The 22,320-nt window shown below is 30.1% G+C and carries 28 protein-coding genes and 1 pseudogene; 20 read left to right on the plus strand and 9 right to left on the minus strand.

What is annotated here, in order from left to right:
• Positions 1-2: 2 nt before the first annotated feature.
• A complete protein-coding gene (locus tag NST87_RS02615) occupies positions 3-251 on the minus strand; it encodes a hypothetical protein (RefSeq protein ID WP_019468811.1) in 249 nt (82 codons plus the stop codon).
• Positions 252-394: 143 nt separating this feature from the next.
• Positions 395-1,195 (minus strand): membrane protein insertase YidC, encoded by an 801-nt coding sequence (yidC, locus tag NST87_RS02620; protein WP_019468812.1) that lies wholly within the window; start codon positions 1,193-1,195, stop codon positions 395-397.
• 236 nt (positions 1,196-1,431) lie between these two features.
• Here yidC and NST87_RS02625 point away from each other — a divergent pair, with 236 nt between their 5' ends.
• The gene (locus tag NST87_RS02625) at positions 1,432-2,244 is read left to right on the plus strand and encodes a metallophosphoesterase (protein ID WP_019468813.1); all 813 of its coding nucleotides are present in this window, start codon (positions 1,432-1,434) and stop codon (positions 2,242-2,244) included.
• On the opposite strand, the gene NST87_RS02630 is transcribed toward NST87_RS02625, so the two are convergent.
• The gene (locus NST87_RS02630; protein ID WP_019468814.1) at positions 2,245-2,856 is read right to left on the minus strand and encodes a C39 family peptidase; all 612 of its coding nucleotides are present in this window, start codon (positions 2,854-2,856) and stop codon (positions 2,245-2,247) included.
• A gap of 164 nt (positions 2,857-3,020) precedes the next feature.
• Here NST87_RS02630 and NST87_RS02635 point away from each other — a divergent pair, with 164 nt between their 5' ends.
• Both NST87_RS02635 and NST87_RS02640 read left to right on the plus strand, forming a co-directional pair.
• On the plus strand, positions 3,021-3,164 hold the full coding sequence (locus tag NST87_RS02635) for a hypothetical protein (RefSeq protein ID WP_019468815.1): 144 nt from the start codon (positions 3,021-3,023) through the stop codon (positions 3,162-3,164).
• Positions 3,143-3,505: a GyrI-like domain-containing protein gene (locus NST87_RS02640; RefSeq protein ID WP_230620698.1), complete on the plus strand. Its 363-nt coding sequence runs from the start codon at positions 3,143-3,145 to the stop codon at positions 3,503-3,505. Before NST87_RS02635 ends, NST87_RS02640 begins: the two co-directional genes overlap by 22 nt.
• 276 nt (positions 3,506-3,781) lie before the next feature.
• On the opposite strand, the gene NST87_RS02645 is transcribed toward NST87_RS02640, so the two are convergent.
• Positions 3,782-4,987: a multidrug effflux MFS transporter gene (locus NST87_RS02645; RefSeq protein WP_019468816.1), complete on the minus strand. Its 1,206-nt coding sequence runs from the start codon at positions 4,985-4,987 to the stop codon at positions 3,782-3,784.
• 257 nt (positions 4,988-5,244) lie between these two features.
• Between NST87_RS02645 and NST87_RS02650 the strand changes: the two genes are divergently transcribed.
• Both NST87_RS02650 and NST87_RS02655 read left to right on the plus strand, forming a co-directional pair.
• Positions 5,245-5,625 carry a GtrA family protein gene (locus tag NST87_RS02650; RefSeq protein ID WP_019468817.1) on the plus strand — a complete coding sequence of 127 codons (381 nt, stop codon included), beginning with the start codon at positions 5,245-5,247 and terminating at the stop codon, positions 5,623-5,625.
• Positions 5,626-5,866: 241 nt separating this feature from the next.
• Entirely contained in the window at positions 5,867-6,736 is an 870-nt protein-coding gene (locus tag NST87_RS02655) for a cation diffusion facilitator family transporter (RefSeq protein ID WP_019468818.1), read from the plus strand.
• A 342-nt stretch (positions 6,737-7,078) separates the two neighbouring features.
• On the opposite strand, the gene NST87_RS02660 is transcribed toward NST87_RS02655, so the two are convergent.
• On the minus strand, positions 7,079-7,441 hold the full coding sequence (locus NST87_RS02660) for a hypothetical protein (protein ID WP_019468819.1): 363 nt from the start codon (positions 7,439-7,441) through the stop codon (positions 7,079-7,081).
• A 358-nt stretch (positions 7,442-7,799) separates the two neighbouring features.
• On the opposite strand from NST87_RS02660, the gene NST87_RS02665 reads away from it, so the two are divergent.
• Positions 7,800-8,486, plus strand: coding sequence for a 2,3-diphosphoglycerate-dependent phosphoglycerate mutase (locus NST87_RS02665; RefSeq protein ID WP_040030126.1), 687 nt, complete (start codon positions 7,800-7,802; stop codon positions 8,484-8,486).
• Positions 8,487-8,665: 179 nt separating this feature from the next.
• Here NST87_RS02665 and NST87_RS02670 read toward each other — a convergent pair whose 3' ends face one another.
• Positions 8,666-8,770: a putative metal homeostasis protein gene (locus NST87_RS02670; protein WP_017722768.1), complete on the minus strand. Its 105-nt coding sequence runs from the start codon at positions 8,768-8,770 to the stop codon at positions 8,666-8,668.
• 221 nt (positions 8,771-8,991) lie between these two features.
• Between NST87_RS02670 and NST87_RS02675 the strand changes: the two genes are divergently transcribed.
• The 12 genes and pseudogenes from NST87_RS02675 to NST87_RS02730 all read left to right on the plus strand — a co-directional run.
• Entirely contained in the window at positions 8,992-10,440 is a 1,449-nt protein-coding gene (locus NST87_RS02675) for an MDR family MFS transporter (protein WP_019468821.1), read from the plus strand.
• A gap of 119 nt (positions 10,441-10,559) precedes the next feature.
• Positions 10,560-10,889, plus strand: coding sequence for an ASCH domain-containing protein (locus tag NST87_RS02680; RefSeq protein WP_019468822.1), 330 nt, complete (start codon positions 10,560-10,562; stop codon positions 10,887-10,889).
• A gap of 238 nt (positions 10,890-11,127) precedes the next feature.
• Positions 11,128-11,496, plus strand: coding sequence for a DUF4467 domain-containing protein (locus tag NST87_RS02685; RefSeq protein ID WP_019468823.1), 369 nt, complete (start codon positions 11,128-11,130; stop codon positions 11,494-11,496).
• Between the two features lie 29 nt (positions 11,497-11,525).
• Positions 11,526-12,134 carry a DsbA family protein gene (locus NST87_RS02690; RefSeq protein ID WP_019468824.1) on the plus strand — a complete coding sequence of 203 codons (609 nt, stop codon included), beginning with the start codon at positions 11,526-11,528 and terminating at the stop codon, positions 12,132-12,134.
• 215 nt (positions 12,135-12,349) lie between these two features.
• Positions 12,350-13,888 carry a zinc ABC transporter substrate-binding lipoprotein AdcA gene (gene adcA, locus NST87_RS02695; protein ID WP_340721291.1) on the plus strand — a complete coding sequence of 513 codons (1,539 nt, stop codon included), beginning with the start codon at positions 12,350-12,352 and terminating at the stop codon, positions 13,886-13,888.
• A 183-nt stretch (positions 13,889-14,071) separates the two neighbouring features.
• Positions 14,072-14,587 carry a YceI family protein gene (locus NST87_RS02700; RefSeq protein WP_019468826.1) on the plus strand — a complete coding sequence of 172 codons (516 nt, stop codon included), beginning with the start codon at positions 14,072-14,074 and terminating at the stop codon, positions 14,585-14,587.
• A 124-nt stretch (positions 14,588-14,711) separates the two neighbouring features.
• Positions 14,712-15,290, plus strand: coding sequence for a DNA-binding protein (locus NST87_RS02705; RefSeq protein WP_037539911.1), 579 nt, complete (start codon positions 14,712-14,714; stop codon positions 15,288-15,290).
• A gap of 15 nt (positions 15,291-15,305) precedes the next feature.
• Entirely contained in the window at positions 15,306-15,779 is a 474-nt protein-coding gene (locus NST87_RS02710; protein ID WP_019468828.1) for an SRPBCC family protein, read from the plus strand.
• Between the two features lie 76 nt (positions 15,780-15,855).
• A complete protein-coding gene (locus NST87_RS02715) occupies positions 15,856-16,032 on the plus strand; it encodes a hypothetical protein (RefSeq protein ID WP_019468829.1) in 177 nt (58 codons plus the stop codon).
• A 243-nt stretch (positions 16,033-16,275) separates the two neighbouring features.
• Positions 16,276-17,094, plus strand: coding sequence for a formate/nitrite transporter family protein (locus tag NST87_RS02720; RefSeq protein ID WP_026034775.1), 819 nt, complete (start codon positions 16,276-16,278; stop codon positions 17,092-17,094).
• 179 nt (positions 17,095-17,273) lie between these two features.
• A complete protein-coding gene (locus NST87_RS02725) occupies positions 17,274-17,810 on the plus strand; it encodes a GNAT family N-acetyltransferase (RefSeq protein ID WP_019468831.1) in 537 nt (178 codons plus the stop codon).
• A gap of 59 nt (positions 17,811-17,869) precedes the next feature.
• Positions 17,870-18,063 (plus strand): annotated as a pseudogene (locus NST87_RS02730) (MFS transporter); the annotation flags it as partial.
• Between the two features lie 59 nt (positions 18,064-18,122).
• Here NST87_RS02730 and NST87_RS02735 read toward each other — a convergent pair.
• From NST87_RS02735 to NST87_RS02745, 3 genes are all read right to left on the minus strand, one after another.
• Positions 18,123-18,554 carry an Hsp20/alpha crystallin family protein gene (locus NST87_RS02735; protein ID WP_019468832.1) on the minus strand — a complete coding sequence of 144 codons (432 nt, stop codon included), beginning with the start codon at positions 18,552-18,554 and terminating at the stop codon, positions 18,123-18,125.
• Between the two features lie 41 nt (positions 18,555-18,595).
• Positions 18,596-18,967, minus strand: coding sequence for an Hsp20/alpha crystallin family protein (locus tag NST87_RS02740; protein WP_019468833.1), 372 nt, complete (start codon positions 18,965-18,967; stop codon positions 18,596-18,598).
• 227 nt (positions 18,968-19,194) lie between these two features.
• Complete coding sequence (locus NST87_RS02745; RefSeq protein ID WP_019468834.1) at positions 19,195-19,635, minus strand: MarR family winged helix-turn-helix transcriptional regulator; 441 nt, start codon at positions 19,633-19,635, stop codon at positions 19,195-19,197.
• 394 nt (positions 19,636-20,029) lie between these two features.
• On the opposite strand from NST87_RS02745, the gene NST87_RS02750 reads away from it, so the two are divergent.
• Together NST87_RS02750 and NST87_RS02755 are read left to right on the plus strand one after the other, a co-directional pair.
• Positions 20,030-20,386 (plus strand): DUF3139 domain-containing protein, encoded by a 357-nt coding sequence (locus NST87_RS02750; protein ID WP_019468835.1) that lies wholly within the window; start codon positions 20,030-20,032, stop codon positions 20,384-20,386.
• A gap of 475 nt (positions 20,387-20,861) precedes the next feature.
• Positions 20,862-22,136, plus strand: a complete 1,275-nt coding sequence (locus NST87_RS02755) for a cation:dicarboxylate symporter family transporter (RefSeq protein ID WP_019468836.1) — start codon at positions 20,862-20,864, stop codon at positions 22,134-22,136.
• Positions 22,137-22,320: the final 184 nt, after the last annotated feature.

The raw sequence follows: 22,320 nt of genomic DNA on the forward strand, positions 1-22,320 counted from the left end.
CTTCAGTCGTCAGAAGAAGATGAGGATTCCGTTTTGCCATAAGATATGAAACCTACTACTTCGTTTTCGACGAGGGCAACTAATGTCGGAACATTGTGCAAATAAGACTTTCTGATAAATTGAGCTTTGTCTAGGTTTTCTAAGTAATTATTTTTAGATAAATGGTCATAAGTTTCCAACCAACTTTCATAGTGGACAAGTGCTTTACCATACTTATCTGCTTCAGTTAATGCTCTTATTGTAAACTCCATACATCTTCCCCCTTTGTTTATCAAATTGTAAATATTATAGCATCTAACGATGTGTAAAAGAAATTTTTGAATTCATTACATGTAAATGAAAGAATTTTAAAATTCAATAAAGTAACATGACTCATTGTTTAGTTAATATTTGTTTAATTGAGAGAATCCGCAAGTTTTAAAGCTTCTTGTTTTGCTTGTTTACTGTAATATGAATGAGCAAAGTGCATTTGTAAAATTAAAAACAAACCACTAAATGTCCAATACAAACCAAGTGCTGCTGCAGAATGTAAAGATATGTAAGTTATAAAAATAGGTGATAATATCATCATCACATAATATGTTTTGCGTTGATTTTTAGGATAATGCATTGCATTTACAAGAGGTTGTATGAAATAAATAGCAGCTGCAATTAATGACATCCATAAATCAGGTTTTGTTAAATTGAACCATAAAAAATGAGGGAATTGATCTATTCCACCACTGCTAGGAAATTTAAGTGTCACGATTAAACCAAATAATATGGGCAACTGTATTAAAATTGGTAAACAACCGATAACGCTTTTTATTGGATTAATGTCATAACGCTTATAAGTGGTCATCAAATCTCTATTAGCTTCACGTTTTTCCTCCTGTGTTTGCGCATCTCTTACGCGTTGTTTGATGTTATCAATTTGCGGTTGTACTATCTTTGTTTTTTCTCTGATCAGATGCATGTTTTTAACTTGTATTAACATAAACGGCATTAAGATAAGGCGTATGGTCAGTACAATCATGATGATGGCTAACCCATAATTGTCGTTAAACAACTTTCCCAATCCATGCAAAAACATATCAATGGGTTTTACAAAAATAAAGTAAAACCAGCCACTTCTATCCTCTTGTTTTGAATAATCACAAGCAGTTAAAAGTAAAGGTAGCATCGTCATCATTAAGACAATCCAATTTTTCTTCATATGTTATTTCCTCCTGCTCGGGTTTTGAACAATGTAACTTTAACACAATTGCATACAATTTTTAAATATTATTTAAATAATTTCGAAAAACATTTTAATGAATGACTTACAGGTATGTTTGATATACAGAATGATTTGCTGAACGAAACTTATATGAATACAAGCGGAACATTTAAAGAATATAGTGAAGTTGTGTCATAATGAAATTGTTAAACGAGTAGAGGAATGTGATAAATATGTTAATAGGCATGATTTCAGATTTACATATCGATAGACATAATAAACTAACGCCCAAAGATTATGAACAGGCATTAGTTACAGTAATTGAGCAACAAAAAATTGAATTATTACTTATCGCTGGAGATGTTTCAAATCATTATAAGTTAACGCAATCATTTGTGAAGGAAATCGAGATACAAACAATGATAAAAGTACTGTTTGTACCGGGAAATCATGATTTTTGGTCAACGGATACTGGGGCGACTTCTTCTGAAATCTTGGATACTTATATCAAAATGGATAATTGCTTAATAGATGATCCTTTTGTCATAAATGAAGCGTGGGCGATTGTAGGTAATACAGGTTGGTATGACTATACATATGCACACTCTAAATTCTCTTTGGAACGCATTGCACGTAGGAAATATTATGGCGCTACTTGGCAAGATAAAGTGAAAATAGATTGGCAAATTGAAGACCAAAAATTATCAATGATAGCGGCCAAACAAGCGATGAAGGATATTGAAAAAGTAAAAGATAAAAAAATTATATTAATGACACACATCGTGACTCATCGTAAATTCGCAGTACCAATGCCACATAGAATATTTGATTATTTTAATGCATTTATAGGTACTTCGGGTTTTGATGAAATTTATACCCAATATGATATTAGATATAGTATTATGGGCCATGTTCATTTTCGAAATGTTTTTGAAGAAAACAACGTGACATATATTTGTCCGTGTTTAGGCTATCAACGGGAATGGCGTACACCATATATAGAACAGGAAATCAACCATGCGTTACACAAAATAGAAATTAATTAATTATTTTTGTAAATGAATGCTCATACGACCAGGTGCATTATAACTGCTTTCTAATTTCTGTTTGTTAATTTTTATAATTTGATATTTATTCGGAAAAATAGCAGGTATAATAATTGATTTCCATAAATTAGACCATAATGGATCAATATAATAATAATGGTTATCGTCATAACCAATCAGCACGGTAACATGAATGTTTGATACCAATTGATGATGTGTATTATCAATTTTAAATGTTTTGCTAAAAGGCTTTTGACCTAAAACAGTGTGATAAATGATGACAGGTTGCCCTTTATCAATGACGTCACATAATGAAGCCAGTGATTTCCCAGTACTATTAACAATACGTTTATCATACGTTTGTAAATAAGGTGCTAAGGCTGTAGGGAAAATCGTTTGATGATAACCCCATTTTACCCATAAGTGATGACCTACATAGCCTTTATATGGATTATTTGCGTGTTTCGGCCAGTGTTTCATGATATGTGTTGCTGGTATTTTGTGATTATTGAATTGTAATATCATTGCACTTGCTATGCCTTCGCACCCCATAATCATAGGTATCGGGAACAATTGGCTAATTGGTTTAACGGCTAATATTTTTTTATTCATAGATAGAGACTCCTGTATCGAATATTAAAGATTTATTAACATTGATGATTGCTTTTATTATATATCTATATCGATTTAAGTGACTACAAAGATGCTTAAATCATAGTTAATATTAGATATATTTTAATAAAAATGGTTATAATGTGCGAAAGGGGTTGAAAACAATGGATTATAGAATAGAAACATTACCCGACATTCCAGTGCCAGTTGTAGGGGTAAAAAAAGCATATGCAACTGGACAAAAAGCACAAGAAAATATTTTTAAATTTTGGAGGAATTTGAAGCAATGGGTTACAAAAATCACTTGATATCACAAAGTAATCAATACCTCGAAGGGTTATTAGGTGTTTGTCTTCCTAAAGAAAATGACGAAATGCATTATTTAATAGGTGTGACAAATGAGGAAACGCAAAGTGATTGGGAACAAGTAGAATTAGTAGAAGGCAGATACTTAGTATTTGATGCCAAAGGTCCAGTTCCAGAATCGATTAAACAAGCAATGCAAACCATTCATAGAAAAATCTTACATACTCTAGATTATGAATTGCGAAGCGCTCCTTTTTTGAGTTGTATAAACCAGGTGAATTACATTCAAACGACTATATTACTGAAATTTGGTTTCCAATCAAATAGTAGAATAGAAGTTTGAAATCAACGATGTTAGAAATATAAACACAATTGTGTCATGTAATCGTCCATTTCTATTTCAAGTCAAGTAGAATTGGACATTTATTGTGTTTATAGTATTTTATAGATTGGTATATTGAGCAAGCAAAAGAAAAGACGCCACTAAATAGCATGTTGAAACATGAATTTAGCGGCGTCTATATTAATTTTTTAACCTAAGTTTTCCAAATCAATACATATGTTATTAAATTAATTGTGAATGTTGATAATGCTTTGAATGTATTTTTTAAGCTTTAATTCATGTTATATGCTTATTAATAAGAAACGACTTTAACCCAATTTCTAACCCAATGATTAGCACTGCAGTGATTAGTAAAATAATCGTATATGGTAAGATACTGTATTCACCTTGTAATCCTACTAATGGAGACATGATACCACCAAGTATAAATTGAAATAGACCTAGTAAACTGGAAGCATTACCACTACCACCAGTACGCCCTTCCATTGCTAATGCAAAGCTTAAAGGTCCGAGACCTGTTACAGGACATACATTTAAAAAGAATGCGATAATTAATACCCATAATGGTAAATGCAGTGTTAATGTCACAATAATAAGTACAACCCCAATTATTTGAACGATTGTTAACATAATTAGCAAAAAGTAGCGATTTATATATGCCACAAGTAAGGCTGTAAGTTGACTCATAATAATAAGGCCAATGCCGTTAAAAGCAAACAAATAACTAAATTGCTGAGGCGTCATGTCATAAATTTTTTGTGTAATAAACGGTGCCGCAGATGAAAAACTAAATAACATTACGTACGTTAAGCCTTGTAAAATCATTGGAATAATAAATGCAGGCGTTTTTAACAAATGAGCAAAATCTTTAAAAATAACTTTAAAATTAAGTTTTGCTCGATTTGGTTGATATGTTTCTTCTAAATGGCGGATCGACAAAAATAAAATAATAACACTTACGATTGCCAGAATTACAAATATTGCTTTCCAATTGGATATCGTTAGTGCGTATCCACCTATGATTGGCGCAATAATCGTAATGATACCATTAATTACAAGTAATGCTGCTAGTCCTTTAGCTAATGCTTTTCCTTCATGCTGGTCTCCCATAGTAGCTTTGGCAATTACTATCGCGCCTCCGCCAGTTAAACCTTGAACTAGTCGCAAAGTGAGTAAGACACCCATGGAAGCAGTGAAAACCGCCAGTAAAGAAGCGAGCGCATAGATTGAAATGATAAACAAAGCAACTTTTTTTCGTCCATATGCATCAGACAAAGGCCCAAATATAAATTGGCCAATAGCAAGACCAATCATTGCAAATGATAAAGTAAGCTGTGCTTGAGATACAGATGTACTAAAGTCATGTTGCACATTCGGTAATGATGGCACATACATATCTATGGTTAAAGGGCCAAATGTAGTCATGATACCTAACACAATAATGACCATAATTGGCAGTTGACGATTTGAAATCTTGTCCATGTTTGAAACTCCTTTAAAATACTCTTTAATGTTTAATTATATACATGTTATCTCGTTTTGTAACTACTTATAAAAGTAATATATTAAATACCATGTATATTTAAAAACGAGCATATTAATTGAGCTCGTTGTAATTATTAATATAATACAAAACATACATTTATATGATAAAGTATTATACTAGACATAGCGCGTTAATAATATGTTTTTAATAGCAATTATTCAAAAAGACATGGAAATTTACTAAGGAGTAAAAAATGAATTTGACTAAAACACACTATGAAGTGATTAAATTTGTGATTGTAGGCGGTATGAATACTTTAAATTATTACATTGTCTATCTTTGTTTATTGAAGTTATTAGAAATGAATTATTTAGTTAGTCATATCAGTGGATTTATCATTAGTTTTGTTATTTCTTATTATTTAAATTGTTACTTTGTTTATAAAGTGACACCAACTTGGAGTAAATTCCTAAAGTTTCCATTAACTCAAGTTGTCAATATGGGCATGCAAACTTTATTATTGTACATTTTTGTACAATGGTTTGGTATATCATCTGTGATAGCACCTTTTGCAGGGCTTATCATTACGATACCTATAACATTTGTGCTCTCTAAATATATTTTGAGAGATTAGTTAAATGATTAATAGACCAACATTTTAAATATAGTTATTTTTATGAGATCAAGTTTCGGAATCAAAAATATGATTTGTTTCAAACTTGGTCTCTTATTTTTGCTCAATTTTATAATTAATATTAGGATTGGCTAAAAAAATTAGTTTATTTATATTAAATAATTTTTAAATAAAAATCGTTGTAAATATGTTTGTATTGAGTCATAATAAGTATTCAATCATACTGAAGGTGGAACGTAAGATGAGTCAAAAAGAAAAATTGGAAACAGCACAAAAAGGTGCCTTTTTAAGTTTAATCGTCTATATCATATTATCAGTGACTAAATTTATTGTAGGTTATTTATATGATTCTGCAGCTGTAAAAGCAGATAGTTTAAATAACATGACAGATATTATTGTTTCTTTGGCCGTAATTATTGGGTTGAAAATTTCTATTAAACCTGCAGACCAAAACCATCCATATGGACATTTGAAATCTGAAAATATATCATCATTACTCGTGTCATTTATTATAATGTTTGTAGGTATCCAAGTCATTATAGAGAATGTTCCTGAATTATTCACAAACGAACATCATACTCCTAATATTATAAATATTTATGTCAGTGTCATTAGTGGTTTGATTATGCTAGCTGTGTTTTATATTAATCAAAGAATTGCTAATCATACCCAAAGTAGTTCTCTGAATTCTGCAGCTAAGGACAATTTGTCGGATGCGTTAGTGAGTTTAGGAACTGCAATTGGTTTAGTATTTACACAATTTGGATTTCCAATCATTGATACGATATTAGCCATTATTTTAGGCTTACTTATAATATATACTGGTTTTGGTATCTTTAAAGAATCAATTTTTACATTAAGTGACGGTTTTAACGAGCAAGAATTAGAAGCTTATAAAAATTATGTGTTAGAAATTGAAGATGTAATAGAAGTACAAAATATTAAAGGTCGTTACCACGGTAGTAGTGTTTTTGTAGATGTAACGATTGTAGTAAAATCAGATTTGTCTTTAGAGGAAGCACATCACATTTGCGACAAAGTAGAACAACATATGCATAGCAAAGGCATTTCTTCAGTTTATGTGCATCCTGAGCCACAGTCAATACAGTAACTAAGATGTCGAGAAAGTAAATAATTTTGATTATTATCATGACTTATATTCATATTAAGTTAATAAACTACTAAAGGATAACCTGAATTAAGGTATTTAATGAATATTGATGTATAAACTGAAATTTTATTAGCTTATTTTATAGTAAAAAAAAACGAGTGGAACAGAAATCTATTTTTATCAAAAAGATTTCACTGCTCCACCCTGGTAAGAATGACTAGAATTTTAAAAAAATATAGAGGAACACCTGAGATTCAGCCCATGCATAAGCCCCACTAACTCAATAAATTGAGAAGTGGGGCTTTATTTTTTTACATATTGAAGAAATGCATAAAATTCGTTTTACCACCAACCATTTGCAGCACGGAATTCAATTGCTGCATCAATTGAGCCATAACGTTCTTCAGCATATTGAATCATACCTTTTGTTTGTTCAGTTACAGATCCAGTACCCCAAGCTTCCTTCGTTTGTCCTAAACCTCTATATCCTAATTCATTCACCGCATCTGGGTTACCGCTTGATTCTGGCATTACAATGTTATCCCAAAGTGCTTTTGTACCACCAGCAGCAATAAATTCACTATATACATCATTGTTTGCTTGAGTAGTTTCTGCAGCATCAGCTGTAGATGTATTTGAAGTTAAACCAACACCAGCAGTAGCGATTGTTACTGATGCGAATGAAGCTAATAATAATTTTTTCATTTGAAAAATCCTCCTAATAATTGTTTGTTTTAAATAATTTCAAATTGTATTTGTTAATCTGCATAGTTGTTTTAAAAGTGCTTATTTTTGTCTGTCGTATTGCTCGGTTTATCAACGTTTACAACTATAACATCATTTTTTTATAGACAGGTTACAGTAAAATAAAAATAAAAAGTCATTTATGAATAAATGAATACAATCATTTCAAAATTAAGTGTAAATTGTTATAATTTTAATGTATGGCATGAGAAATTATAGATAAAGTATTGTCGTAACAAGATTTATATCTGTATATCACTGTAATATTTTTGTAAAACGGGTGATAATATAATTTTATTCAATGGAAAGAAGGAATATTATGCCAAAACTAATTTTATGTAGACATGGACAAAGTGTTTGGAATGCTGAGAATCTATTTACAGGTTGGGCTGATGTAGATTTATCAGAACAGGGAAGAACTGAGGCAGTAACGTCGGGAAAAAAATTAAAAGAACAGGGTATAGAGATTGATATCGCCTTTACGTCTTTATTACAACGCGCCATTAAAACTACATTTCACTTATTAGATGAATCTCAACAGTTATTTATTCCTGTTATTAAATCTTGGCGCTTAAATGAGCGTCATTATGGTGGATTGCAAGGTTTAAACAAAGATAAAGCAAGAGAAAAATTTGGAGAAGAACAAGTACATATATGGAGACGTTCATATGACATAGCACCACCTGAACAAAGTGAAGAACAAAGAAAAGACTATTTAAATGATAGAAAATATGAACATTTAGATAGAAGAGTTATGCCTGAATCAGAAAGTTTGAAAGACACTTTAATTAGGGTGATTCCTTATTGGAACGACCAAATTTCACAACAGTTATTAGATGGAAAAACTGTGCTTGTTTCTGCACATGGAAATTCATTACGTGCATTAATTAAGTATTTAGAAGATGTATCAGATGAAGATATTGTAGGATATGAAATTAAAACTGGAGCGCCTTTGATTTATGATTTAACAGATGATTTAAAAGTAATAAATAAATATTACTTATAGTTTTTCAATAAATGTAAGTAAAAAAAGACCTCATAAATAGATAATGAATCGTTTAAATAAAATAATGGCTGATCCTGAAGTATATAAATGTATATTTTCAGGAATCAAGCCACATTTTAGAAGTAATGCGACAAAACCAGAAATAAATTACCATTGGTTTTGAAGTGTTACTTCTATTTTTATTTATTGCGCTTATGTTGTTGGATAATTTTGCGTGCACGTTTCCGTGTTTTAATATTAGGACTATTTAAATTACGACGTGCTGTTTGTAAATCTAATTTCATGGTGAGGACCTCCTTTATCTATAGATATTATGTAAGAAAAAACCTGAAATGTAAATAGTAATTATTACGATTTATGACTATTTTTTAAATCTCTCAAAATAAAAGATTAAAATAAAACTAATATTTTAAGTATTTTTAATGATAAATTAAACTAAAATATGTATAATGCAGAAATGCGACTAAAAAGAGTTGATAAATTAATAGAAAATAGGAGTACAAAAATGGATCAAAAGACGAAAATTATAATGATTTTGATGATGTTGTGTGGTGGATTTTTTGGATTATTAAATGAAACCTTATTAACTACAGCATTACCAAGCATAATGAAAGATTTTAAAATAGATTACACACAAGTACAGTGGCTTACTACGGCCTTTTTATTGACCAATGGTGTAATAATCCCATTGTCAGCAATGATTATTCAAAGATACTCAACAAGAAAAGTATTTTTAACTGCAATATTTATCTTTTTTATCGGGACTTTAATTGCAGGATTTAGTCCAAACTTTTCTGTTTTATTAAGTGCAAGAATTGTTCAAGCACTTGGTTCTGGTATCATGATGCCACTGATGATGACGACGATCTTAGATGTATTTGAACCTCATGAAAGAGGTAAATATATGGGGACTTTTGGTTTGGTGATTGGTTTAGCTCCAGCAATTGGTCCGACACTGTCTGGTTATTTAGTAGAGTATTTAAATTGGCGTTCATTATTCCATGTCGTTGCTCCAATAGCTGCACTTACTTTCATTGGTGCACTTAAATTCGTCAAAAATGTTGGTACTAATCGAAAGACACGTATTGATATTTTATCAATAATCTTATCTGTGTTCGGTTTTGGTGGTTTGCTATACGGTACAAGTTCAATTTCTCGTGATGGCTGGAACGATCCAATTGTATTGACTACTGTAATTGGTGGCATTATTTTAGTTGCTGCTTTTATATTTCGTCAAACACGTTTGGAAAATCCACTGCTTGATTTTTCAGTATTCAAAGACAGTCAATTTGCCGTAGGTATTATCATAATGGCTTTTACGATGATTTCAATGATTGGTTCTGAAACTGTGTTACCGATGTTTGTGCAGAATATTATGAATGACTCAGCACTTCAATCAGGATTGATTTTATTACCTGGAGCTATCGTAATGGGGATTATGTCAGTGATTTCAGGTTTACTCTATGAAAAATATGGTGCTAAAATATTAGCATTCATTGGTATGTTTATTGTAGTTGTAACAACTTCTTATTTTGTAATCATGGATGAACATACTTCATCAGCGATATTAGCTACTGTATATGCTATTCGTATGATTGGTATCGCACTTGGTTTAATGCCATTAATGACACATACAATGAATCAATTAGCGCCAGAAATGAATGCCCATGGTTCATCGATGACAAATACTATACAACAAATATCTGCATCAATTGGTACAGCAGGTTTGATTACAATTATGAGTCAGGTTGCTAAAAACTACACACCAAATATGTCTGAGTTTAAAGATATGAGCCAAAAACAAATGACAGCAGAAATTCAACATCAAGCATTGCTAAGTGGGTATCACGGTGCCTTTTGGTTTGCAGTCATTATATCAATTATTAGTTTAATAAGTGTGTTTATGTTGAAAAGCAAAAGACAACTTAAATTAGAAGAAAAGAATGCTGAATAATTAAATTTGCGACATCGTACTGCATTAAGCGAAATTGTCTTGTAAATGATATTAATATTATGATACTTTGATATCAATATAAATATTATGAATGGAGCGTATGGATTATAGAACACTCGATGCATTTAAATAATGAACCTTTTCAATTAATGAAAAACGAAGTCAAAACGATTGAAATTAGATTGAATGATGAAAAAAGACAAGAAATTAAAAGCGGCGATTATATTGTATTCCAAAATTTAATGAATGAAGAAACATTAACAGTCCAAGTTAAGGAAATTGTAGTGTTTTCTTCGTTTCAGTCACTGTTGAATCAATATACAAATGAAGAAGTTGGAGCGAAAGCAGATGATCAACTTTCTCAAAAATTAGCGGCTATATATCAAATTTATTCACAAACAGATGAACTTAATTACGGTGCATTAGCAATCAAAGTGGCACTAATATGATGAAAATGAAAATAATTGAGTTATAGCTAGGATAAAGTTGTACCATAGGTGAAAATTTAATTTTTTACGGTAAATATGACACTTTCGTTAAATTCATTTATGAATGAATTTTTCGGAAGTGTTTTTATATAAATATAAAAATAATGTTATAGTTCTAGCACATCAAAGATTTTCGTTGTAAGATAAAACTTATGGTTAAATAATATTAGATATGAGAAGTAATATTAGGAGTGTAAATATGAAAAAATTAATGACGATGGTGTTCATTTCAATAATCATTATAGCTGGGTGCAGTAGTGGGAAATATGCTGATGAGATTGACAAAGCAGTGCATCAACAGAAAAAACAACAAAAGATTTTAGCTGATAAGCAAAATGGCGATGTGGAATCTAAGTTTGAAAAAAAGAATGCGAATATCTATGTGTATGACAAAGGTAAATATGTGACTATTGCTTATAAACCATTAAAAGATGATGATGAAGTTCATTTTTATACATATAAAATAACAGATGGTAAAGCACATTACTTAAAAAACTTTAATTCAAAATCATATTCACATGCACATGATGCGGATTATAAAGAAGAAAATATGAACTTAGAAGAATAAAACAAGATAAGAAGGTGTGTTTTTAACAAATGAAGAAATGTTGGTTAAGTTTGTTATTAATGGCAGTAGTCATTTTTGTTTCCGCATGTTCGAATGACAATCAAAATGTACATCAAGATGACAAATATGGAAAAGGTGGAAAGATTAAAATTATTGAGTATGGTGATTTTAAGTGCCCATATTGTAAAAAAGTAGAAGAACATATTATGCCTAAATTAAAAAAAGAATATATTGATACGAAAAAAGTAGATTATCAATTTGTTAATATGGCATTTTTAGGAAAAGATTCAATTATAGGTTCAAGGGCAGGTCATGCAGTAAGGCAATATGCACCTAAACAATATTTAAAATTTCAAAAGTTAATGTTTAAGCAACAACCGAACTCAGAAAAAAAATGGATTACCGAACAACTCGTTGATCAACAAATAAATCTATTGGAAATTTCAAATGGTAAAAAAGAAAAGATAAAAGCGAGTTATAAAACAAAAGATAGTGAATCATGGAAAGCAGCCGAACAAGATCAAAAACAATATAAAGAAAACCATATTGAAACAGCACCTACAGTTTTTGTAGCAGGTAAAAAAGTAGAGGACCCGTATAAATATAAGAACTATAAAAAAATACTTGAAGAAAGTTAAATATTAAAATTTAGATTTAAACTTTAATATCAAAAGCCCGTTCCTGAACGTTTTATAAAACATTTAGGAACGGGCTTTTTTAGTTTATATGAAAAAGAAGGACTAACTTATTGAATCGAAACAATTACGAAAAAAATCAAAATATGTATTGCATATCTCGAAAAGTACAGTTATAATTTTAAATCGTAATGATTACTATCTGAGGAGGAATAAGAATGAAAAAGTCAATATACATACTGTCATTTGTCATTATATTAGCGATCATCGTTACTGCTTGTAGTGCCACAAAGTCTAACGAATCAAAAGATAATGACAAAATAAAAATTAATACTACTGTATTTCCATTAAAATCATTTGCCAATCAAATAGGTGGAAAGTATGTTTCAGTTAAATCTATTTATCCTACTGGTGCAGATTTACATACATATGAGCCAACACAAAAAGATATTATGAATGCGAGTAAAGCAGATATGTTCCTGTATACAGGTGACGATTTGGATCCTATTGCTAAAGAAGTGGCAGCAACAATTAAAAAGGATGATAAAAAGGTATCGTTAGGAGATAAAATTGATAAAAGCGAATTATTAACTGATCAACACGACGAAGAACATGAAGAACATGGTGACCATCATGAACATGGACATCATCATGGTGGCTATGACCCTCATGTATGGTTAGACCCAAAATTTAATCAAGTCTTTGCAAAAGAGATCAGAGATAAATTAATAAAACAAGACCCTAAACACAAATCTTATTATGAAAAAAACTATAATAAGTTGAAAGAAGATTTGATGGGTATAGATCAAAAAATGCAAAACATCACTGAAGATAAGCAAGGTAATACCGTATATATATCACATGAATCTATTGGTTATCTTTCAGAAAGATATGGATTTGTCCAAAAAGGTATACAAAATATGAATGCTGAAGATCCATCTCAAAAAGCATTAGCAAAAATTGTGAAAGAGATTAATGATTCAGGCGCAAAATACGTTTTGTATGAAGCCAATGTTTCTAATAAAGTCACAGATACGATTCGCAAAGAAACAAAAGCAAAACCATTGAAGTTTAATAACATGGAGTCATTATCAAAAGAACAAGCAGAAGATAATAAACTGACATATCAATCCCTAATGGAAAAAAATATAAAACATCTTGATATGGCATTAAATGACGATGTTAAAACAGATGATGAACACGCACATGATAAACATGAAAAAGCAATTGCTGATGGCTACTTTAAGGATAGTCAAGTAAAAGATAGAAAATTAACTGATTATGAAGGAGAATGGCAATCAGTTTATCCGTTTTTAAAAGATGGCACGTTAGATGATGTCATGAAACACAAAGCAAAAGAAGATAATCAAATGACTGCAAAAGAATATAAAGCATATTACCAAAAAGGATATAAGACAAATATTAGTAATATAAATATTACGGAGGATACGATTACTTTTAAAAAAGACGGTAAGACCTTAACTGGCCAATACAAATACGATGGGAAAGATATTTTGAAATATGAAAAAGGTAATAGAGGTGTCAGATATTCATTTAAACGAGTAGGCTATAATAAAGATTTACCAAAATATGTACAATTTAGCGATCATAATATTGCACCTAAAAAAGCAGTACATTTCCATATATTTATGGGAGATAATAAACAAAAAGTATTAAAAGAATTAGACAATTGGCCAACATATTACTCAAGTGAATTAACAAAAGCACAAATTAAAAAAGAAATGTTAGCACATTAAAGTCTAAATCAATGTGTGGATTTAAGTGAAATTAATTATTTATATAGATAATGAGTAAAATTTTGTTTTACGGGAATATTTTTCATAGAAACACAAATATGAGCTTTTCTATCGATATATAAAATATACCTGATATAATAAATGCATCAATAGAAAGTTAATAATTTGGAGGTATGAATTTTTATGACAAAATTTAATTTTGATCCAGCACATTCAGTAGTAGAATTTTCAGTTAAACACCTGGTGATTTCAAATATAAAAGGTAGATTTAATGAATTCGAAGCTTCACTTGAAGGAGATTTAAATGATTTAAGTACAATTAAAGGTGGTTTAACAATCAAAGCAGATTCAATTGACACTCGCGTTGGTGATCGTGATAATCACTTAAAAAGTGGTGATTTCTTAGATGTTGAAAACTACCCTGAAATTAAATTTGATGTAACAAAAGTAGATGGAAATTCAGTTACTGGTAATTTAACAATTAAAGATGTAACTGAAGAAGAAACTTTTGAATTATCATATGAAGGTCAAAGTAAAAACCCATTAAATGGAGCTACAACAGCAGGATTCATCGCTAATGGCACAATTAACCGTGAAAAATATGGTGTGACATTTAACCAACCACTTGAAACTGGTGGCGTAATGATTGGTAAGGATATAAACTTCCAAGTAAGCCTTGAATTTGCATTAGAAGATTAATAACAAAAATTATAGTAAAAAGGTCCAAGACTGATGTTTGTCTTGGATCTTTTTTTGTTATATAAAATTTAAAATCCTTTTATGCGGGTATAAAGTATTAAAAAGGGAGATTTCAGTGGCAACAATGTTACCTAAAATTGGTCGTCCAGCAACGAATGCGTTAGCTTCGATCGGTATAAATACTTTAGAAGAATTAGCAAAATATGAACGAACTACTATATTAGATACTCATGGCGTAGGACCTAAAGCAATCAGCATATTAGAAAATGCGTTAACAGAAGCAGGACTATCATTTAAAAATGAAGCGGCTTCAGAATTTCCATTTGAAATGGTTGGAGATTTAGGGTGTGATAATGCACCCAAACGGCGAATCATGTTAGATTTTCTAATTGGATCTGCATTAGCTGATAAGAATAAGTTATCACAAACAGTTGTGTCAAATTTCAAGTGGCAAGTGCCTGGTGCTTTTGAATTGAACAGTTTAGATGAATTTCACAATGAAATTGAAGCGCATAAAGTAGATATTAAAAGAATAGAAGTGACGCATAATTTAACACACGGAAAGTTTGGTGCAATGCATGGTACTCAGTTAAATAGTGATGGCACAGCAGTCTACTTTGCGGATTTTATTGAGTTTGAAAGCAATCGTAAAAATGCCAAAATTAAAACAGTGACATCTTATGTAATTATGAATGATGAATAAAAAGGAGCGTTTTAAGTGAGTATAGAAGTAAATGAAAATAAAATTATATTTAAAAGAGATTTTGAAGCAACTGTAGAAGAAATATTTGACGCATATACTGAGCAGTCTTTATTTGAACAATGGTTCCACCCTCAAGGTGCAACAACAAAAGTGTTCGAATTTAATATTGTGACTGGAGGTCAAGCGTTTTTTGCAATATATACTGATCAAGGTACAAGTTATACATTAACAAAGTATAATGAAGTCAAAGCACCTTATTTAATTGATTATAACGATTACTTTACTGATAAAGAAGGTAATATTGATAAAAATATGGCTAGTATGCGTAATGTCATTCAATTAGAACAGAAAGGTGAGAATTCAACACGTATTATATCCACTGCAGAACTACCAGATCCTAAATCAGCACAACAATTACTTGATATGGGTGTAGAAGCGGGTATGAATAGCACATTTGATAATTTAGAAACACTTTTAAAAAATAAATAGTCATAGATATGTAAGAATTGAAACACTTGTACACTTTAGCTTTTAGTTATAATAAAAGTGAAAAGAGGTGAGTGTATTGAATAAACGTTATTTAAAAGTATTAGGGTTATATACGATAAGTACGCTTGGACCAGCTATGATGTTAAATGAAAAATGTTTAAGTAGCAGTACATTCAAATGGTTATTACGTACTTTAACAGGCTATGGTATTTTTGCTTATGGCCTACATATATTAACAAAATTTAAAAAATAACAGCAAGCAGCGCGATTAAGTTAGAGCTATCCACGCTCCAATATGAGCGCTAATTCGTTATGAACTGTCTCTAATATTTGGAGTGAAATAAAGACACTTTCGTTGAATTCACATTAATAAGAATTTATACGGAGGTGTTTTTTTATGTAAAATAGAAGTACGTCTATTAAACTTGAATAAAAAATAATACAATGAATCTGTAAGTTTGAAATCTAAATATTTTAAAGGGGAAGGGTGTCGATGTTGATAGATAATAATAAAGCCATCAAAGATACATATATGTCAGGCGAAACAATTAAGAACATTAATAATCAAGTTCAAATGAAGGATGTAATGTTTGACCAAACACCTGGACGTTATGCATTAAAATCGATTATGTCTGGATTTTTGTTAGCCATTGTAACAGTTTTCATGCTTGCAATAAAAACACAATTTGATGGTGCAAATGAAGGACTCATTAACTTAATAGGCGCTATTTCATTCAGTTTAGCCTTAGTATTAATCGTACTAACACATTCAGAATTATTAACGAGTAATTTTATGTATTTAACAGTTGGATGGTATTATAAACTTATCGGTATGAACAAGGCTTTACTCATCATGTTAGTATGCTTCTTTTTTAATATTATTGGAGGTTTTGTATTATTTGGGTTAATGAAGTTTACGCCTATAATGACAACGGAAATGGTGACAAGTTTAACAACGCTTGTAGATGGAAAGACCATAGATACGACATGGTATGCCATTTTAGTAAAAGCCATTTTCTGTAATTTCTTCATAAATATTGGAATTTACGTATCAATTCAATTTAAAGATGGTTTATCTAAAGCTTTCTTCATAGCCTGTGGTGTTATTGTCTTTGTATTTATGGGTTATGAACACGTAGTATTTAATGCAGGTTTATATGCTGGTATGGTTTTTTATAATTTTGACGCTGTCGCATGGCTACACGTTTTAAAAAATATAGTCTTTGCTTTTATAGGTAATTATATTGGTGGAGGTATATTTGTTGGGCTGGTTTATGCTTATTTAAACGGTAAACGCGATAGTTTGCGCAGTTGATTTTAAGATAAAGTAGAAAGACAATTCGGTTTCGTTAATGAAATCGTATTGTCTTTTATTTTTTATCTATAAAACAAAAAAATTGACTCATTTATCAAGAAACCATATTGTATTACTGTAAATTAATGTTTGAGATTTAATAAAATGAAGCTTTAAGAGAAACGCTAAGGAGTGACAAAATGTCTGACTATAATATTAGAATTGCTGAAATAGATGATGCTGAAGCATTGCAAAAATTAATGCATGAAGCATTTACACCATTAAGAGAATTAGGTATTGATTGGCCATCTGTCAACGCTAGTGTTGAAATGGTCGAAAAAAATTTACAAACGGGTACGACTTTTGTCTTGGAAAATAACACGGAAATTATTTCAACGATAACTGTACGTTATCCTTGGGAGACAAAACGACGTATTTCTATTTATCCGTTTGTATGGTGGTTTGCTACAAAACCTTCGTATGATGGTCAAGGATTGGGCGGCAAGTTATTAAAATACGTTGAAGAAACCTTCCTTAGAGATACGCTTAAGGTACCAGCAGTGACATTGGGTACATCTGCACGCAAACATCCATGGCTATTAGATATATACAAAAGAAGAGGTTATGAAGTTTATGCGGAACATGAAAATGACGATGGTGATTTAGGCGTTATTATGAGAAAAGTATTAATTCCAGATCGTTTTGATGAAGAAGTATTAGGACAACCGCCATTTTAAGTGATGATATGTAGTAGGGGATTCCTTTAGGTTTTAGTTAAGGGAATTCCCTATTTTTATATTTTAGTAAAGAGGCAGGTACTGCAAATGGTATTGTTTCTATGATGGGCGGTTTGGGGGATTCTTCCCACCGATTGTTATTTCTTATGTCACAATAGTTACAGGTTCCAGTCATTTAGCGTTTTTATTACTAGCGATATTTGGAATTATAGCATTAACAACAATGTCGAGAATGGTTAAAAATGTAAACTAAAACTATAAATTTCATAAAAAAAGCAACACTTCACTTTTAGGAAGTGTTGCTTTTAATGTTTAATCAATTTGAATATTATAAGAAGACTCTTTTTTCTCTTTTTTAGGTAGCGTCACATTTAGCATGCCATTTTCGTAAGCAGCTTTAATGCCATTTTCATCAACATTATCAAATTGATATTGACGTTTTACATCACTAAAGCTGCGTTCTTGATGAATCATGCGTCCATTTTCATCTTCTTTATTATTTTCAAATGATTGTTTACCTTCTATTGTTAAAACATTATTTTCAAATTGAAGATTAATATTTTCTTTTTTCATACCTGGTAATTCTGCTTCTACTACGTAAGCATCTTCAAGTTCTTTGACATCTGTTTTAATGCTATTACTTCCTGGAAATTGATCGAAAAATTGACGTCCAAAGTCTCTGAATAAATCACTAGGATTTGCATCGAAAAATGAATTATCGAATGGTTTCATATTGAATGCCATAAAGCATCTCTCCTTATATAATAAATTTATTTTGTTACGATTTAATCAATATTAATTTGTTTTTTTGTATGGTTAATAGGTAACGTAACATTTAATATACCATCCTTTAGCATTGCTTTAATATTAGGTTCATCTACATTTTTAAATATAAATTGTCTACTTTGATTATTAAAATTGCGCTCTTTAATCAAGTAATTATCTTGGTTTTGAGTTGTTGTAGAAGTATTTGTAACACTGATTGTTAAAGTCTTTTCATCAAATTGAATATCTATATCTTCTTTACTGTAACCTGGCAGTTCAGCCATGACTTGATATGCATCACTTGATTCATATACATCTACGTTAAAATCATGATGCTCGGTTAATAAATTTTCTAGAATATCTGTAGAAAGATTTTGAGTGTTTTGCATCATTTTTCACCTCTCCTTTAACCTTATATTTATATTATAATACATTAGTCAAAGAAAGTCAAAGTCAAACTATGAGCGTTGATTATTCTAAATATACGATCATATCAAAAATGGCGTATCAATGATTGTTAACGTAAGTATAATTAGAAAAAATAAAAAAGAGGCAAGTTTAAGTTTAAAATAGCATAAATAAACTACACACTTTAAACGTTTCTTTGCCTCTTAATATATTAAATTTCTTTAGTGAAATGTTTATTCACAAAATTTTGTAGTGTCTCTTTTAAGTGAACGGCTTCATCGATATCCATATCAAATTCACCAAAAACTTTTCTAGAGACACCGGATAATGAATCTTGAACTTTTGCACCATGTTCGGTAAGTGCAATTTGTAAATTACGTTCATCATCAATCTCACGTGTTCTACTAACAAACCCTTTTTTTTCTAATTTTTTTAGTAATGGTGTTAGCGTACCTGAATCAAGATAAACGCGTTGTCCAAGTGTTTTGATGTTGATTTTTTCATTTTTTTTAATTGCGAGCATAACAATATAACCAGTATATGTTAAATCATACTCTTTTAAATATGAAGTATATCTTTTTATTATTTCTTTTGATGAAACATAAAATAGAAAGCACAGTTGTTCTTCTAAGTAACTTAATTTGTCCTCCATTTAATCACCCCTTTTGAAATTTAACCTTATTATGAACTACGTACATTGTCAAGGAACAGTTGTGTCTTTATTCATAATATTTTTATACTGATGTGAAAGTGTTATTTGAGTTATTTTATTGATTTCATTCATATTAAAGTTAGGTGAAATTGTCCTGAACGGATTATTCAAAAAGTAATAAAGAATATATGTATATTTTATAATATATACAGTTATGCATAAGCGAAAAATTAAGAACATTTTGTTACAAAAGGTAATAATACTTTATAATTTATTTGTTATCGTTCATAATATTAATATTATGAATTTTAATAAGTAGTCTAGGAATTTAAGAGTATGAGGATTAACAATGGAGTATGTATAATAATTGTTTTTACTTAAAAGGAGATAAATAATGAAGACGTTTTTGAAAATACTAGGACTATTAATTATTTCGTTAATTTTGGCTGTAATTTTTTTCTTTGGTTTAAGAACTTATCAAGGTCACAAAAATTTAGAGTTAGTTGATAACTATTTAGATGAAACTCATCTAACTGATAAAATCCAAACAGAGAAAACATTATATAGTGCTAAAAAAGGTTTGTATTATAAAGAAATTAAATTTAAAGATGATTCAGATCATACTTATGTCGTTCAACCGATTAGTACATATAAAGGTATATTGGTGCAAGGTTTTGATCCGGAAACTAAGAAAAATGTCAAAGGCGCAAAACATAATGCTTTTAAAGAAAAATATCAACCTAAAGATTAAAAGTTATTTTTAATGATGTTATTATTTTATAGATTAAAGCAAAACAGGATAAAGTTGGCTGGTACCGTATTTATTTATGGCATCAGCCATTTTTTATTAAATGCATTTATCGTATAGATTACTTTAGTAAAAATTAAAAAACATAAGCATTTTGAGCACTATTTCAAGTGAAATGTATATAAAAATCATACCGATTTCTTATGTTACTTAAATAAAAAATAGACTAAAAGAGTAGTGGTTTTATTTGTGATTATATCATTATATCTAACTTTTAGTAAGCGATCATAGCGTGATATCATAGTCTTTAACGCCAATTTTGTATATTTGTCAAAATAATTATGTTACTTATATATATATATAATGAGTAAAAATAAAAATTAAGTGTAATATCAACTCTTTTTGCCGAAAAAATTTATATCTATATAAAAATTATTTTGATATAATTAAGCAATGTCAGAAAAAGGGGAGAAACATCATGGCAATTATAAGAAGAATCAGTTTACCAATGCAAGTTATTATCGCTTTGGTATTAGGTGTTATCGTAGGCCTATTACTTTATGGGCACGATGAAATTGCAAATTACATTAAGCCTTTTGGCGATGTCTTCTTGAATTTAATAAAAATGATTGTAATTCCAGTTGTTTTTTGTTCACTAGCATTATCTATATCCAATGTAGGTGAATCTAAAACAGTGGGACGTTACGGTTTTAAAACAATTTTATATTTTGAAATTATAACAACAATAGCTATAGGACTAGGTATACTTTTTGCGAATATATTTAAACCAGGGAAAGGTTTAGATCCAGATAAATTACCCAAAGGTGATATTTCAACATATGAATCCTCGGCAAAAGCTGCCGAATCATCTACATATGGAAATCACTTTATCGATACAATTGTAAACATTGTGCCTCAAAATCTTTTCGAGGCATTGACTTCAGGTGAATTACTACCAATCATTTTCTTTGCAGTGTTTTTTGGTGTTGCATTATCAGCAATTGGTAAAAAAGCAGAACCTGTAAAAGCGGTTTTAAGTGGTTCATTAGAAGCTGTGTTTTGGATGATTAATAAAATATTGAAATTAGCACCTATTGGCGTATTCGCATTTATTTGTACGACAATTATGACTTTTGGTGCTTCAGCATTAATACCATTATTAAAATTACTATTAGTGGTTATCGGTGCAATGATATTCTTTATTATTGTTGTACTTGGTATCGTAGCTAGATTATGCGGTATTAGTATTTTCTCTATTATTAAAATACTAAAAAATGAACTAGTATTAGCATTTTCAACATCAAGTTCTGAATCTGTGTTACCAATAATAATGAAAAAAATGGAAAACTTTGGTTCTCCAAAAGATATTACTTCATTTGTAGTACCAATTGGATATACATTTAACCTTGATGGATCTGCATTATATCAATCAATAGCAGCCTTATTTGTTGCTCAGATGTATGGCATCGATATGTCCATCGGCCAACAAATCATGTTAATGGTTACTTTGATGGTTGCTTCAAAAGGTATGGCGGGCGTACCAGGAGTATCAATTGTAGTACTTATTACAACATTGACAACAATGGGATTACCAGCTGAAGGACTGGCATTGATTATCGGTGTCGATAGACTATTAGATATGGTACGAACTTGTGTAAATGTATTAGGTAACGCATTATCTACCATTGTTATTGCAAAATGGGAAAATGCTTATGACAAAGAGAAAGGTCAAGCCTATCTAAAATCGATATAAACTAAATTAAAATTCTGACATTTTGCACTGAATAGAAAATAAATCTATTCAGTGCTTTTTTGTTAATTACGGTTATATTATGTTAATTATAAAACAACAACAGTAGGATGTTTTTGAAAACAAGTGATGGGTTAAACAAAATTAATGTTATTTAAGGCAAAAACAGCCCCATAAGCACTTCTAA

It is taken from the genome of Staphylococcus sp. FSL W8-0271 (genome assembly GCF_038006605.1).
Taxonomy (GTDB): domain Bacteria; phylum Bacillota; class Bacilli; order Staphylococcales; family Staphylococcaceae; genus Staphylococcus; species Staphylococcus cohnii.

Bases quoted from the DNA above. Each gene is read 5' to 3' on its own strand.
- NST87_RS02615 (WP_019468811.1), bottom strand. From the start codon at position 251: ATGGAGTTTACAATAAGAGCATTAACTGAAGCAGATAAGTATGGTAAA.
- yidC (WP_019468812.1), bottom strand. From the start codon at position 1,195: ATGAAGAAAAATTGGATTGTCTTAATGATGACGATGCTACCTTTACTT.
- NST87_RS02625 (WP_019468813.1), top strand. From the start codon at position 1,432: ATGTTAATAGGCATGATTTCAGATTTACATATCGATAGACATAATAAA.
- NST87_RS02630 (WP_019468814.1), bottom strand. From the start codon at position 2,856: ATGAATAAAAAAATATTAGCCGTTAAACCAATTAGCCAATTGTTCCCG.
- NST87_RS02635 (WP_019468815.1), top strand. From the start codon at position 3,021: ATGGATTATAGAATAGAAACATTACCCGACATTCCAGTGCCAGTTGTA.
- NST87_RS02640 (WP_230620698.1), top strand. From the start codon at position 3,143: ATGGGTTACAAAAATCACTTGATATCACAAAGTAATCAATACCTCGAA.
- NST87_RS02645 (WP_019468816.1), bottom strand. From the start codon at position 4,987: ATGGACAAGATTTCAAATCGTCAACTGCCAATTATGGTCATTATTGTG.
- NST87_RS02650 (WP_019468817.1), top strand. From the start codon at position 5,245: ATGAATTTGACTAAAACACACTATGAAGTGATTAAATTTGTGATTGTA.
- NST87_RS02655 (WP_019468818.1), top strand. From the start codon at position 5,867: ATGAGTCAAAAAGAAAAATTGGAAACAGCACAAAAAGGTGCCTTTTTA.
- NST87_RS02660 (WP_019468819.1), bottom strand. From the start codon at position 7,441: ATGAAAAAATTATTATTAGCTTCATTCGCATCAGTAACAATCGCTACT.
- NST87_RS02665 (WP_040030126.1), top strand. From the start codon at position 7,800: ATGCCAAAACTAATTTTATGTAGACATGGACAAAGTGTTTGGAATGCT.
- NST87_RS02670 (WP_017722768.1), bottom strand. From the start codon at position 8,770: ATGAAATTAGATTTACAAACAGCACGTCGTAATTTAAATAGTCCTAAT.
- NST87_RS02675 (WP_019468821.1), top strand. From the start codon at position 8,992: ATGGATCAAAAGACGAAAATTATAATGATTTTGATGATGTTGTGTGGT.
- NST87_RS02680 (WP_019468822.1), top strand. From the start codon at position 10,560: ATGCATTTAAATAATGAACCTTTTCAATTAATGAAAAACGAAGTCAAA.
- NST87_RS02685 (WP_019468823.1), top strand. From the start codon at position 11,128: ATGAAAAAATTAATGACGATGGTGTTCATTTCAATAATCATTATAGCT.
- NST87_RS02690 (WP_019468824.1), top strand. From the start codon at position 11,526: ATGAAGAAATGTTGGTTAAGTTTGTTATTAATGGCAGTAGTCATTTTT.
- adcA (WP_340721291.1), top strand. From the start codon at position 12,350: ATGAAAAAGTCAATATACATACTGTCATTTGTCATTATATTAGCGATC.
- NST87_RS02700 (WP_019468826.1), top strand. From the start codon at position 14,072: ATGACAAAATTTAATTTTGATCCAGCACATTCAGTAGTAGAATTTTCA.
- NST87_RS02705 (WP_037539911.1), top strand. From the start codon at position 14,712: ATGTTACCTAAAATTGGTCGTCCAGCAACGAATGCGTTAGCTTCGATC.
- NST87_RS02725 (WP_019468831.1), top strand. From the start codon at position 17,274: ATGTCTGACTATAATATTAGAATTGCTGAAATAGATGATGCTGAAGCA.
- NST87_RS02735 (WP_019468832.1), bottom strand. From the start codon at position 18,554: ATGGCATTCAATATGAAACCATTCGATAATTCATTTTTCGATGCAAAT.
- NST87_RS02740 (WP_019468833.1), bottom strand. From the start codon at position 18,967: ATGATGCAAAACACTCAAAATCTTTCTACAGATATTCTAGAAAATTTA.
- NST87_RS02745 (WP_019468834.1), bottom strand. From the start codon at position 19,635: ATGGAGGACAAATTAAGTTACTTAGAAGAACAACTGTGCTTTCTATTT.
- NST87_RS02750 (WP_019468835.1), top strand. From the start codon at position 20,030: ATGAAGACGTTTTTGAAAATACTAGGACTATTAATTATTTCGTTAATT.
- NST87_RS02755 (WP_019468836.1), top strand. From the start codon at position 20,862: ATGGCAATTATAAGAAGAATCAGTTTACCAATGCAAGTTATTATCGCT.